General features: G+C 32.7%; 17 protein-coding genes and 1 pseudogene. 3 read left to right on the forward strand and 15 right to left on the reverse strand.

Translation table 11 applies throughout. The annotated features are described in order from the left end of the window. Positions 1–23: 23 nt before the first annotated feature. The 14 genes from B5X55_RS16630 to B5X55_RS16690 all read right to left on the reverse strand — a co-directional run bounded on the left by B5X55_RS16630 (position 24) and on the right by B5X55_RS16690 (position 9,487). Positions 24–1,298 carry a hypothetical protein gene (locus B5X55_RS16630; RefSeq protein WP_079513957.1) on the reverse strand — a complete coding sequence of 425 codons (1,275 nt, stop codon included), beginning with the start codon at positions 1,296–1,298 and terminating at the stop codon, positions 24–26. A 20-nt stretch (positions 1,299–1,318) separates the two neighbouring features. Continuing rightward, positions 1,319–1,477, reverse strand: a complete 159-nt coding sequence (locus B5X55_RS18825; RefSeq protein ID WP_159447561.1) for a hypothetical protein — start codon at positions 1,475–1,477, stop codon at positions 1,319–1,321. A 172-nt stretch (positions 1,478–1,649) separates the two neighbouring features. After that, the gene (locus tag B5X55_RS16635; protein WP_079513959.1) at positions 1,650–2,783 is read right to left on the reverse strand and encodes a ligand-binding sensor domain-containing protein; all 1,134 of its coding nucleotides are present in this window, start codon (positions 2,781–2,783) and stop codon (positions 1,650–1,652) included. Positions 2,784–2,796: 13 nt separating this feature from the next. Further along, positions 2,797–3,150 (reverse strand): hypothetical protein, encoded by a 354-nt coding sequence (locus tag B5X55_RS16640; protein ID WP_079513961.1) that lies wholly within the window; start codon positions 3,148–3,150, stop codon positions 2,797–2,799. An 82-nt stretch (positions 3,151–3,232) separates the two neighbouring features. Continuing rightward, positions 3,233–3,985, reverse strand: coding sequence for a DJ-1/PfpI family protein (locus B5X55_RS16645; protein ID WP_079513963.1), 753 nt, complete (start codon positions 3,983–3,985; stop codon positions 3,233–3,235). A 23-nt stretch (positions 3,986–4,008) separates the two neighbouring features. Next, entirely contained in the window at positions 4,009–4,242 is a 234-nt protein-coding gene (locus tag B5X55_RS16650; RefSeq protein WP_079513965.1) for a GNAT family N-acetyltransferase, read from the reverse strand. 6 nt (positions 4,243–4,248) lie between these two features. Beyond that, positions 4,249–4,449: a hypothetical protein gene (locus B5X55_RS16655; RefSeq protein ID WP_079513967.1), complete on the reverse strand. Its 201-nt coding sequence runs from the start codon at positions 4,447–4,449 to the stop codon at positions 4,249–4,251. Between the two features lie 5 nt (positions 4,450–4,454). Further along, positions 4,455–4,898: a DHCW motif cupin fold protein gene (locus B5X55_RS16660; RefSeq protein WP_234999776.1), complete on the reverse strand. Its 444-nt coding sequence runs from the start codon at positions 4,896–4,898 to the stop codon at positions 4,455–4,457. Continuing rightward, on the reverse strand, positions 4,891–5,568 hold the full coding sequence (locus B5X55_RS16665) for a DUF4386 domain-containing protein (protein WP_200811628.1): 678 nt from the start codon (positions 5,566–5,568) through the stop codon (positions 4,891–4,893). Before B5X55_RS16665 ends, B5X55_RS16660 begins: the two co-directional genes overlap by 8 nt. A 159-nt stretch (positions 5,569–5,727) precedes the next feature. Next, a complete protein-coding gene (locus B5X55_RS16670) occupies positions 5,728–6,156 on the reverse strand; it encodes a copper resistance protein NlpE N-terminal domain-containing protein (RefSeq protein WP_159447562.1) in 429 nt (142 codons plus the stop codon). A 34-nt stretch (positions 6,157–6,190) separates the two neighbouring features. Then, entirely contained in the window at positions 6,191–6,556 is a 366-nt protein-coding gene (locus B5X55_RS16675) for a DUF2200 domain-containing protein (protein ID WP_079513973.1), read from the reverse strand. Next, on the reverse strand, positions 6,556–6,918 hold the full coding sequence (locus B5X55_RS16680; RefSeq protein ID WP_079513975.1) for an iron chaperone: 363 nt from the start codon (positions 6,916–6,918) through the stop codon (positions 6,556–6,558). The genes B5X55_RS16675 and B5X55_RS16680 overlap by 1 nt, the downstream gene beginning before the upstream one ends. 169 nt (positions 6,919–7,087) lie before the next feature. Then, on the reverse strand, positions 7,088–7,474 hold the full coding sequence (locus B5X55_RS16685) for a hypothetical protein (RefSeq protein ID WP_143814525.1): 387 nt from the start codon (positions 7,472–7,474) through the stop codon (positions 7,088–7,090). A 210-nt stretch (positions 7,475–7,684) separates the two neighbouring features. Next, positions 7,685–9,487: a serine hydrolase domain-containing protein gene (locus B5X55_RS16690; RefSeq protein ID WP_079513979.1), complete on the reverse strand. Its 1,803-nt coding sequence runs from the start codon at positions 9,485–9,487 to the stop codon at positions 7,685–7,687. 225 nt (positions 9,488–9,712) lie between these two features. Between B5X55_RS16690 and B5X55_RS16695 the strand changes: the two genes are divergently transcribed. Together B5X55_RS16695 and B5X55_RS16700 are read left to right on the forward strand one after the other, a co-directional pair. After that, entirely contained in the window at positions 9,713–10,747 is a 1,035-nt protein-coding gene (locus B5X55_RS16695; RefSeq protein ID WP_079513981.1) for a sensor histidine kinase, read from the forward strand. A 5-nt stretch (positions 10,748–10,752) separates the two neighbouring features. Next, entirely contained in the window at positions 10,753–11,469 is a 717-nt protein-coding gene (locus B5X55_RS16700; RefSeq protein WP_079513983.1) for a LytR/AlgR family response regulator transcription factor, read from the forward strand. 405 nt (positions 11,470–11,874) lie between these two features. On the opposite strand, the gene B5X55_RS16705 is transcribed toward B5X55_RS16700, so the two are convergent. Further along, positions 11,875–13,104, reverse strand: coding sequence for a transposase (locus B5X55_RS16705; RefSeq protein ID WP_200811629.1), 1,230 nt, complete (start codon positions 13,102–13,104; stop codon positions 11,875–11,877). A 424-nt stretch (positions 13,105–13,528) separates the two neighbouring features. Between B5X55_RS16705 and B5X55_RS19350 the strand changes: the two are divergent. Further along, a pseudogene (locus B5X55_RS19350) lies at positions 13,529–13,636 on the forward strand (IS110 family transposase); the annotation flags it as partial.

Genomic DNA, 13,636 nt, shown 5'->3' on the forward strand with positions numbered 1-13,636 from the left:
TTGCGACTACAGATACAAGGATTTTACTTCATTTCAAAGATGGGTGTACTCTCTTTAGAATTAGATATGAGTATGGCATAATCTAAAAAATCTAACGGTGACATTCCTTTTACGGCATCACCATTCGACTTTTCATCTTCCATGATTACTTCAATTAAATCTGGTTCGTTTAGTAGGTAAGGCGAATTCGTTTTGTTTAATTTGAAAAGAGTTCTATCAGATAACTTAGCGTCTTTTAAGTTTTGAATACCTCTAAAATATTCCTTTTGATAATCTCCTATTCCAAAACCTGCTTCAACCGTGTAACCCTTATAATTTCCTTGGTCGTCATACAGTTCATCCCATACAACTTTACTATCTGTATAATATCCTATGATAGATATAACCTTGTTCTTATCATAGATTTTGTTTTCAATTAATCGGGTAAAAAAATAAGGATAGCCATCTTGTCCTTCTCTCGATTTTTCAATGTGCGAGAAGCCCATTCTTAAAAATTGTGGTTGGGTTTTAAAATTGTGGATAGCATCTAAAGAAAGGTAATTTTCATACATCACATTATCTCTATCTCTATATTGATTAGAAAAATCAAATGAGATGTTTAAGTTTTTTATAATATGTTTAAAGTTAGATTTTTTGATGATGTTTTTTTCATAAAGACTTCTATTGTTTTCATAGTCAGTTACAAAGCTCTTTAAAACTTTGTAGGCGTAGCTTAAATCGCCTAAGTTATAACTAGTCGTATCAATCGTCACCATTTCGCGAATAGCTTGAATAGCTTGAATAGCTTTCGGTTCACTTTTCGATTCTTTTACTACTTCTAAAATGTACTTTGATACATACTTGTAATTGACCTGTATATCAATACCAACAACATTAAGCTTCTCTTTTTTTGGAAGTTTATCATTTAGCTTTTTTAGTTTTTTCCATTTTTCGTAGACTTCAATCGTTCTTTCTTGTGGTACGCGAATTCCGTAGACGGTGACTAAGTCTTTTAGTAAAATAGTGTCTCCTGTTTTTAAATATTGATTGAAAAAATGTGCGATACTATAATCTGTCTCTGGTAAATAGTATTTAATAGATTTATTTTTGGACAAAGAGGTCAGTAGTTCAATTTCAACATCTTCTATTTTAGAACTTCCGTGGTAGCCGCCAAAACCTATAATATTGAATTCTTTATCAGGAAAGTTAAATTCTGACGAACTTAAATCGATTCGATTATTTTTTAAATATTCAAGCTTATTTTGAGTGTAAGCGCTTAAACTTAAAAATGTGAATAGCAGAATAAAGGAGTTTTTCATTTTATGCGTTTACATAAAGATTAAACATTTTTATAACTGTTACATTCTTTGGAATATTCTTTATTACCAGTAACTAATGACGAATCTGGTTTCGTGAATATTAGTTGTGTGTCATTTTTTAGACCATTTATTTCTGCTTTATCCTCTACATAATTTTTACCTATACCTATAATTTTCATTAATTCTTAATGTGTTAGCGAGTGACACTTGTTTAAGTCGTTTAAATAAGATTATTAAAAATTAAATAAAGTGTTTTAATTCAAAAAAAATAGCAGTTGTAACTATTTTTTTTGCTGTAAGAGTATTGTATATAAGCCTAGGTGAACAATCGAGATTTCAATAAAAACTACTTTACCAGGGTCCATTTTTGGAAACACTATAAAAAGAATCACCATTATATCGAAAGAGCCCCATGTAACCTCCTAACCATAAATTCCCTTGGCTATCCTCATAAATGTCTTGTATTGCACCGCTAGCAAGACCATCTTTTTTATCAAAATTAGTAAGTGATGTGCTGTTATAACGATATACTCCGAAATTCTCAATGGGAAACCATATTTGACCAGAGGTATCTTCATATAAACTCCAAACTTCAGTACCACTTTTTCTTTCTTTAGTTGCTAAGGTTGTGAATGTTTTTCCATCCCAGTAACAGACTCCTTTATAATGCGTGGCAAACCAAATATTACCCATTTTATCTTCTAAAATATCATTCACGGCATTGTTACACAAACCATCTTTTTCTGATAAATTGGTTAACGATTTTCCATCATAAATAAATGCTCCTGCATTAGTGCCAAACCACATATTTCCTTTTCGGTCTTGCATTATACTATGTACAATTTTTGAGCTTGTCACACCTCTATTATTATCGGGTTTAAACTCTGGCAGTATAAAAGGGGTGAATTTTTTACCATCGAAAAGACTTATACCTTGCAAAGTGCCAATCCAAATTATACCCGCATTATCTATGTTCATACTCCAAATATCGTTGTTTACAAGACCATTTTTGTCGGTATAATTTGTAATAGATTCTCCGTCATATTTCGTTAATCCGCTATTGGTGCCAAACCATAGATTTCCATCTTTATCTTGAACAATACCACGAACTGCCAAACCACCAAAACCTTGGTTTATAGAGAAATATTCAAGCTGTTCTCCGTTATATCTGGCAACACCATCTCCATTGGTGCCAAACCAGAGATTTTCATTGTCATCTTGAAATATTCTTCGCACGAACTGGCTTATTTGAATTGCTGGGTTTGGAATTGAATCTACGTAAGGAAACTGGTAGGTGTAGTTTGTATTTGTTGTTTTTGAATCAGAGGTGTCGCTTATACTTTCTTTTAGATTTGAAGTATTTTCAGAGGTGTTATATTTTTTATTTTGACTATTAAAGGAAATAATAAAAATAAAGAGGATCAAATAAATTGAAGAACTTATTTGAATTCCTCTTTTTGCAATTGTTATTCTAGGGTGGCTCATATTTTAGAGTTCTTTAATCCAGAATGTTTGTATTATTTTTTAACGTTTCTGCAATCAGTTGGGCTTGACCTTCGAAATTCCCTGGATTGTTGTAAAGAGTTTTTAGCTCCTCAGCACTTATTTTATTTTGATGGGACATAATTCTATTATGATTCTTTTCAGAAAAATAAACATCTTGCGTATAACTTTTTTGCTTTGAAATATTAATTCGGAGCGTACCGTCGTAGATAAATTTGACCACTAGATTCTTTTTCCAATAGTCGTTATAAATTTCTCTAACATGAACATATTCAGGCATTTTTTCAAATCCGAATTCTTCTACTAAAAATTGAAAATTCTTTTCTAAATCTTTTTCAATGATAGCCATAAGTTAGCACTATTAGTTGATTATTTGTGCATTAAACATAGTGTAAAAGAAGCTTTTTGTACATGCAATAATTAAATGTGCTTTATTTATTCCAATCTTTTAGGCGGTCGAGGTATAAATAGGTTTCTACAAATTTTCTATGTTCGGTATTGGTCATTTTTTCTAATAAATTTAATGCCGAAATGTAGCTTGCTAAATTTCCGTTCGACGAACTAAATTTACCGTCTTCCACAAAAGTTACTAAACTATCATTTTGTACTATTAAATTCGGATAATCTTTTTGTAATTGCTCTCCACCACCAATCCACGTAACAATTTTATATCCATCTGCGATACCAGATTTTCCGATTAATTGAGCACCAGCACAATTACTTACGGTGTATGTGGTTTCCTTATCCTTTTCTTTTATAAAACAGACAATCTTGTCATTGTGAACTTGCGCATACATATCGTAAGCACTCGGTACAAATAGAGCTGTTAATTTAGGGCAATTTTCAAAGTTGTAATCAGGTACAAAATGCATTCCTTCCTCTGTAGTAATGGCATTTTTAGTTTCAGCTATCGACACCACGTTAAAAAGTTGTTTACCTTCTTCTGACGGTTTTGCAAAAACATCAGATGTTGCAATAACTTCGCTTTGTAATACTCCGTTATACATCAAAAGACCAATAGTGGGTAAGTCTGAATTAAAAGGTCTCAAATGCTTTGTTAATGTGTCAGAGACCGCTTCTTTCTGATTGACTTTATTCGTTTCACTTGTTGTATTTGTTTTGTCAGTATTACAACCAAAAGTAACACCTATTAAAAACAATACTATAAATATTCCCTTCTTCATTAGCTTATATTTGTGTTGTTCATTTATTCCTTAGATTTTTCCATTTCGTATAAATCAAGACCATCTCCCCAATAATTTTTTTCTATACGAATAATGCGGTAATCGAATTTTTCAAAAAACTTATAAGCAAGCTGAGAGGTAGTTACAATGAATATTTCTACTCTTTCATCTTTACCCAAAAGGTTTAAACAATATTCAACGGATTGTTTACCCAGACCTTGCCCAGAAAAATTTGGGTCAAAAAATATCCAGGTAATTCGTCCTTAATTATCATTTTCATTGATATAATAACCAGTTCCGCCAACAATACTATTATTCATTTCAATAGTGAGATAGGAATCGGCGTTATTTTCTAAATATTCCTCAAAATCATGTACTTCGCTTTTGTCAAAATACTTTGGTGTGTTAAGATAAAATACTTTTAATAAACCCGATTTATCGCTCGGTTGGTATGGTCTTATCACTCCTTTTATTCATTTTTCTTTAAAAAATCACCATCAATGATTAGTAATTTAACTCCGTCTTTAGTAATGGAACGATGAGAACTGAATTCATCAGAAACCACATAGGTCATTCCTTTTGTCAAAGTTACTTTTTCCCCATTTTTCAGTTCACTTACAAAGGTACCTTCTAAACATTGAACAATATGCCCTTTTTCACACCAGTGATTAGCAAAGTAATCTTTTGAGTACTCTACCATGCGAATTCGTAATCCGTTAAACTGAGTAGTTTGCCAATATGCGATTCCTGTTTCACCCATGTGTTCAGTTTTTTGAACTTTAGTCCAGTCAATAGACTGAAAGGGTATGTTTTTATTGGTCATGTTGACTGTCTTATTTGTATATCTGAATAAATCATGATTGTATTCGCTGTTATTGCTTTTTTCCTTTTGGTAGTATTCGTAATTATTCATTCGCTGGTCGTATCCCAAAAATCAATAAATAGCCTATCATCCAGAATTCTCCAACTGTCGCAGGAACGGTTAAATAATCTAACAAGGGGTTAACAAAGCCCATGTAATTGACCACAGCACTTATGAGGTAGCCAATACCACCTATAATTAGTATTCGCCCCAGCCAAATAGGCATTCTTTTTGAACTGGTAACAATGTACCCCAAAGGGATAAGCCAAAGACCAAAGAAAAGACTACCGACACCCCAAGCATTTGTAATTAAACTACTTAAAAGTTCGATTAATATTACTTTGTCTTCAACGGTATGGGAAGAACTCGCAATTTCAATAGCGGAACCCATCGAAATTGCACTAATCATTATTGCTACAGAATTTATCATTCCCCAAATACCAACAGACCATGCTGCCCATTCGTTTATATTTCTAAATAATTTATAAAACCATACTGCGGTAAGAGCTTGTGAAACAATAATTGCAAATTCCAATAGTAGTCGGGTTCTAGCAACAGATTTAAGGTCAATGAGATTTGTTAGTGTTTTATGACCGTCTTCTGAGTCAAATATCTGAGGATGAAATATTAGAAATCCCAAAATGCCAGAAATTGCCATAATTAAGTACCAAATTCCTGCGGTTCTTGCGGTCTTTATTAACTCACTTTGATTGTCATTCATGGTCATATGATTTATCTATCTGATTTTATAAATTGGCGATAATGTTCAGTATATCAATAGTTTATTGTTACATGCGAAGATTTTTAGAAGAAAAATCAGACGCGGTAAACTTGCGATAACCTTTGGTTTAGTTCGTAATTAAGATTTATTTCTAACGTATTAATTTTTTAAAATTTTTAATCTTTCAATCCAAAAGATTTTCGATTCAAAAAACTGTAGACTTGTTTCTACTATCCGGTCAGTTTTGTCTCTGGGTGATTTTGAGATAAATCTCGCTTTAGAACCATTGAAGTCTAAATCATATTTTTCATCAATATCATTTTCTTTATCCGTGAAAAATAAAATAATATTTTTTTCTGCTTCCCATTTTCCTTTTCCATATGCATTTACTTCAGGAGGAATGCCCTGTTTATCTTTTGTATAAGAATGAAATAAGAAAGTCCCATCTTGATTTAAGGTCAGCTTATAGTTTATTTTGCGAGTTTTTTCTTGACCAATAATATGCGTATAATCTCCAATCATTTGATTCGATTGCGCGAATAATGAGAAGTTAAAACTTAAAATTAAAATAGTAATTATGATTTTCATTAATTGCTTTATAAGTGGTGTTAACATCAGTAATTTATTCGGTTCGTAATATTTTTTCCATTTTACGACCTTTGGCTAATTCATCAACTAATTTGTCTAAATATCTTACTTTTCGGGTTAAAGGGTTTTCAATATCCTCTATTCGATAGCCACATATTACTCCTTTAATTAAATAAGCATTCGGATTCAATTTTACGTTTTGAAAGAATTTTTTAAATGTTGCCTTTTCATCAATTAATGACTGTAACTTCAATTCATCATAACCGGTTAACCATTCTATCACTTCGTGTAATTCTGTTTTTGTTCTTCCTTTCTTTTCCACCTTAGTTACGTAATGTGGATAGACTGAGGAGAAAGTCATTTTTTCTATTCGTTCATTATGTTTAGCTGAAGCTTTCATTATTTAAATGCTTTTAAATTTCGGGATACTCTGAATTTTACAATTTGCGCAATAAGTTCGTAGGGTATCGGTTTTTTATATGGAAACTGAACAGAGCCTTTGCCTTGTGTATATGTAGAAAGTTGTTCTTCAAATTCTTTGTGACCTGAAGGTGTTGCGTAAAAACCGATGTGTTTTGAAAAGGCACCAAAATAGACCAAGGGTTTATTGTTTGTCTTGTAGGCGGGCATTCCATAAGACATTTGTTCTGTTGCCTTAGGCGCATTATCTAAAATTGTTGTGCGAATTTTTTTTAAGAAATCCTGTACATTTTCAGGAAAGGCATTTATGTATTCGTCAACAGTAGTGAATTTTTGTTCCATATTCCTGTCTTTTAGTCAAAAGCTAATTAAGATACCGGTTCTCAGCTATGAACAAGTGCGTACTTTATTACAAAACGTAGTAAATACATGCCAAGCTGAAAATTTCAACCGAATTTTCAGCATAGGTAAGAATTTGCCATTACGCATAGTATTTGTTAACCACTTTAATCTATTTGTTATCTTTTTTGGTAATTATCATTTCAATTAATGCTGATGAATTTGTGTACTTATCAGATAGAATTAGGATTTTATGACTGCCAAAGTCAAAAGCAACGCTATCTTTTTGTTTAATATCAGAACTATAAAAACTGAATCTTTTTTCAAGGTCTTTTACTTGAACTCCTAAAGTATATTGTACATCAGAATAATAATTACGATTTTCATCTTCTGGAGTTGCATCATATCCCCATTCTTCAATAAAATCTATAATTTCTATTTCTACGCTTTCATCAAGATTACCAATTGTGGAACTTTTACTATTGGAAACTATAAAAATTTCTCCAAATTGTGTTTGAAATTTCTCCATTTTCTCTTGTGCAATTAAATTAACTTGCATTAATGAAAACATTATGAACAATAATATTGTATTATTTTTTTTCAAGATATTCATTTATTGTAGCTAACGTGTTTGTGTATGAAAAGTAGCGGGTTTATGCGCCAATATTTAGTTTAGAAACAAAGATAGCTGTTAAGAGCCAAATCATTAATCTAGTTCTTAATAGCTATTTTTTATATACATTTTTAGTGGCTGGTTTTTATTATTCTGCTATGGGTTTATAGCCTCAGCTTTAAAACTTATAGAACCATCTGTTAAGATTAATCCCTTATTAGATGCTGTTATTTTTAAATCTTGCATACCACCATTTTGATGACCATTGATGAAAAATTCATTTTCACTTATAGGTATTAATTTTACAGTATTAATATGATTTGTTTTAACTGAATCATCCATAAACATTCCTTGTATTTTATGATTGGTATTAAGACTTAATACGATTCCGATATCAACTGTTTCAAAATGAAATCTGATATGAACATTTTTAATATCATCACCATCAATTTTATAGATATTATATGAAATAAATTTGCCAGCATGCTGTAAAAAATTGCTCCACATTCCTTTTAATTGCCCTAAACCTTCTTCAGTACCTAAAAAACCTTTCATTTGATCATTGGCGTAATTTATAAGTCCTTCAAAATTTTGAGTACTCATTGCATTCGCAAAAAACAATGCAGTTTCACTAAAGGAATCATTTTCATTTGCATTTCTTGAAAACGTATATGTAAAAACCGACCAAGGTTCATTACCTGCTGTTTCTAATGTATATGTGTTCCCTTCCTTTTTAAGGAAAAGAGAGTGTTTATCATCTAAGTGATATTCTTTAGTAACATTAACTATACTTGTGTTTTTAATCTTTTTTGGTATTGGTAAATTTTCTATGCTTTTACCTTGAAACAGTGAAATTATTTTATCAGTAATTTCTGGAACAAAAGTAACTTCACCTTGAAACTCATCAATTACAGGATTTACAGATGTAGCATTAGATAGAATGATTATTTTAATATTTTTTTCTGACAAAGTACCCATCACTGACGCATAACCAGGAAGTAACCCGTTATTGTATAACCATTTTTCATCTCCTTTTTTATCAATAACCCAACCTAAGCCAGAAGCCATTTCATTAACGCCCATTGCTTGTGTAGAGGTGTATAGTTTATTTGCAGAAGTTGGTTTTAATAATGTTCCATTATCTAAAGCTTGCATAAATTTAAATAAGTCAATAGTGGTTGAATTCATATCAGCAGCTCCTTTAAGCCAAGATGAATGGAAAGGTGAATTAAATTTTTTAAATTCAGTCATCCCTAAACCTAAATATGGTTGGGCTTTTTGATTTAAAGAATTGAAAAATGCAATGCTTGTATTTTTCATTCCTGCAGGTTTAAAGACTGCTTGTTCCATAAAGTTAGCGTAGGACTGTCCGCTTACTATTTCAATGATATTAGCTAACAACAAGTACCCGAAATTATTATAGTCATAACCTGTTCCTGGCTCAAATTTTAATTTTGAATCTTTAAATTTTTCTAAAAGTTCATTAAAAGTTATGGGAGTATCTTCTGGCATAAGTCCATTTCCATTATCATCTGTTCTGCCTATATTTGCCTCTATGCCAGAGCTGTTATTTAGTAAATGTTGTATTGTAATCTCTTTTGAAAAGTCTGGCATGAAATCTGGAAAGTAAGTTGAAATAGTAGTATCCAAGGTCAAATTACCATCTTCAACTAATTTCATTACTCCAACCGCTGTCAATGATTTTGTGAGTGAGGCAATACTGAATATTGATTTTTCAGTATTTTTTTTATGCTCGTCTACATTAGCATACCCGAAACTTTTTTGATAGATGATGTGATTGTCTTTGCTAATTAAAACACTTCCAATGAAGCGGTTGTGGTAAGAATAACTTTCAAATAACGTATCAATATTCTCTGTTAATTCCTTGTTGGAGGTTGATTGTCCAAAGGAATTAATTCCTAAGATTAATACGATGAATACTACAACTGCTTTTTTCATTTTTATATGATTTAATAATTAATTTGAAACAATATTAGAATGTTTGAATGATACCATAAAATGAATGTGATTGTTGCCTTCTTTGCTGTGATAGAAACCCATAATTGTGTGAAAAATGATGAGTTTCACAGCAATCTGGAATTTGGTCACTATAATAACCTCTTTCGTACCATTTAAAATTTCAAACTATTTTAACCCCTATTTTTGACAAAGAAACGATTCAATATGAAAAAATATATAGAGCCAATAATTCATATTTTATTTTGGGGAATAGGTTACTTTTTAATTTTAAACTATACAGCTACAATAGGTGACTTTAGAAAAGAAAGTGGTCCATATTGGCTTGCAATAGGGTTTGGGATGTTTATGAATCAAATTGTTTTTTATGTAACTGCATTTTTTTTAGTTCCAAAATTTTTGCGATTGAAAAAAATTAAGGCGTTAATTATTTCTTTGTTAGGAGGCTTCATACTTATCAATTTAATTGAAAGTAGTATAGATTACGGGTATTTGGTAAATTTTTTCTCCTCTGCTAGTGAATCTTTTGTTGTGTATTTAATCTATAATTCAGTGATTAGTTTTTTTATTTTATTAGTTGCTTTGTCTTATGCACTAATTAAATATTGGATACAAAATGAAAAACTTAAAAGAGTATTGCTAGAAGAAAAGCTTTCTACAGAAATGGCTTTTTTAAAATCTAAAATCAATCCTCATTTTTTGTTTAACGTTTTAAATAGTTTTTATGCCAAATCCTTAAAGCATAACGTACCAGAATTGGCTGACGAAATTGCTAAACTGGCAGAATTGATGCGTTATATGGTTTATGAAACGAATGAAGACAAAGTAGCACTCGAAAAAGAAATTCATCACCTTAAAAATTTCATTCAAGTATATCAATTACGTATTGCTGAAGAAGACGATGTGTTTATAAATTTTGTTGTTAAAGGAGCTGTGAATGCTGTTAAAATAAGCCCCATGCTGCTTATTCCTTTTGTTGAAAACGCGATTAAACATGGAATTGATCCTAAAACAAAATCAATAATCAATATTTCCATAAAGGTGGAACAAAAAAAGTTATATTTTGAAGTAACAAATACCATGCATCAAAGAGCTTATGGTTTAGGCGATGAGTCCTCTGGCTTTGGGCTTGCCAATTTAAAAAAGAGACTTTCCATTTTATATCCAAATACGTATACTTTGGAAACTAAAGAAGAAAAGGGGTATTTTATATCTTTACTTATTCTGCAACTTGATAAGTGATTCGTATGAACTGTGTAATAATAGATGATGAACCGGCTGCTATTGATGTACTTAAGTTTCATTTAAGTAGTATTCCATTTGTCGTATTAAAGAAAACTTTTAGAGATCCTTTAGATGCTCTTGAATATTTGCCTGAGCATAAAGTTGATGTAATGTTCTTAGATATAAATATGCCTAAATTATCGGGGATTAGCTTCCCTAAGTTTTTGCAAAACCCACCACTTATTATTTTTACTACAGCTTATTCTGAATATGCTTTGGAAAGTTATGACCTTAAAGCAATTGATTATCTTTTAAAACCCATTGAATTTAATAGACTGCTTCAAGCAGTTATGAAAGCAAAACAGTTTTTAGAAAAAAATATTTCGATAACAACTTCAAGTTCTAAAATTTCTCCTGATATCTCTAAACAAACAATTTTCATTAAAAGTGGCTCTGAATTTCATCAGTTGTTTGTTCAAAATATAGAATACATAGAAAGTGATGGTAATTATGTTACTTTTTATATAGACAAACGACCTATTTTGGCTCGCTATAAAATATCTGAAGTCTTAGAATTACTACCAAAAGAGTATTTTACAAGAGTACATCGGTCCTATATTGTGGCATTAAAACATATAGTAACGATTAAAAAACACTGTGTAGTCATTGATAATAAGGAGATTCCTATAAGCAGTAAATATAGAGAAGGTTTTTTAAAAATAACACAGAATATTGAATAGACGAATGGCAATAAAGCAATAGGCGACTTTATTTTTATTGGCGCTTGCCGCTAACGGGAGTTTGCGCAGCAACTCCGTTTGGATTAAAATTAATGAATCGATTGGGATTTATGGGGTAGCTAAAGCAGTTTTCTCTATTGTAGCTGAATGGAGGTGTTGAATCCGGGACAGAATAAAGTCTGCCCTAGGACCCGATATTTCCTCTAACAGGGCAAAAAATATGGTAACAAGCCTTTTTAGCTTGTCTTTCAACACTTTTAGGCCAACAATTGACACAAGTCTTTTGAGATTGTAACAAATCATTATCAGATTCACCTCCGAGAGTACATTTTGTTTTCCTCTCATCAATGTATGGGTGAAGCCCCATTGCCTTTTTAGGGTACCGAACTGATGTTCCGTTATTTGTTACCTTAGCCTATAGTATTCCGGATTTTCCTCCACTCTTTTTTGGTTTTCCTCCAAGGCCTCCTGATAAATGGAGCGCTCTATGAACCGTCCGTTTTTATTTACCGTACATAGATGTCTTACGAGGCATACCTTGCAGGCCTGTCGATTCTTGTAATGCTTTACCTTGTGCCCTGCCTTGTTGTAGACCGTTCCGTTCGTGTCCAATATTCGATCGGCCGGACACGTATAGGTATTCTTTGTTCTGTCGTACTTAAAATCGACCATGGCATAAAGCCCGTTGTGTTGTGATGAATGCACTTTGGGGGATGAGTAGGGCGTGATTCCGTTCTTGGTGCATATCTCCAGATGTTTGGCCGTGGTATACCCTTTATCGGTGAGGGTCCTCATTTTTTCCATGCCCAAAAGTTCCTTTGCATCGAGTGCCATGGGTGAAAGTGCGTGTGTATCGTTTACGGTGCCCGTGTCGTTGTTGACGAAGAGTTTGTGTTTTGCATCACAGCCTGCCTGCACGTTATACCCCACATTGATTATGTTGCGGTGCAGCACTACGGATCTGGCATCGGGATCGGTAAGGCTGATCTGTCTTTCCCCGCTGGTCTGCAGCTCTTGTTCTATGTTCCGGTACTTTTCCTTTTTGGTTTTCTGGTATACTATTTTGTTCTGTATCTCTTGGATGTCCAGATCCGTGTCCCCTGTATCGAGTTGGTTTTGGTATTCTAGAATCTTGTTGTTTATGTAATCTACATGGCGGTCAATCTTTTTCTGGTTGAAGTTGTTCTTAAGGGCGTTCTGCGCCCTTATCTTAAAAGAGTCTATGGCGATGGTCTCGCCCTCTATGAGTTCCCAGTCCTTGAGCAGCACTACGAAATATCTAAAGGCCATTTTGAATGCCTTGGCGTTTTCCTTTCTGAAGTAAGCTATCTTTCTTGCCGATGGCCTTAGCCCCTTCAAGAGCCAGATGACCTCAAGGTTAACCTTGCAGGCGTGTTCCAATTGGCGGGAGGAGCGCAGTTTGTTCTTATAGCCGTAGAGATAGAGTTTGAGCATGTCTGACGAACGATAGGGGGGCCTGCCCTCATTGTTTAGGACATCCTTGAACCCCAGTTCTCCCATTGGGAGTATGTCCACAAACATATCTACAATCCTTGCCCACGAATCGGGACCTAGGCATGATTCGAAATCCATCATGACGAGTTGGTCCCTGTTAAAACCTGTGATAAAATCCATGACATTAAGATAACCAATATCAGAATGTTATGGCCATTTAGCCTTAAGGGTAATCAACAAAGTTATTAAGAAAGAGTAGGTTATTGCGCAGTCTGACGGTTAGTATATGAAAAGTAGGCGATTTCGAAGCACCAAACTTTAAGTTAAAAACAAAGTTTGATTCGAGCTAAAACTATTGAATTTATTACTGTTTCGTCTATTTTTTATATACATCTTAAGTTTGATTCTCAGTAAATTGTTGATATAACTAGAAAGAACAAAAGAGAGAATTAAGGTTACTATATACGGTGAAGCTTTAGACTTCGACAACATTGATAATCCTCTCTCTTTTACTACTTAAATCACGTTCAGTTCTGTGAGACTTTAGATCTCGTTTTCAAGTTGTTGTGATACCAGTAGCTAGTTCTTTCATAAATCAGTTCTTATGAATAAATATAAAGAAACTTTTGGAGTTGACATCAGTAAGGATGTCTTTGATGTTTATGGTAGTTGTGAAGGGCACAACCAGTATAAGAATGATGAGTCTGGGTTT

This window comes from Maribacter arcticus (assembly GCF_900167935.1).
In the GTDB taxonomy this organism is placed as follows: domain Bacteria; phylum Bacteroidota; class Bacteroidia; order Flavobacteriales; family Flavobacteriaceae; genus Maribacter; species Maribacter arcticus.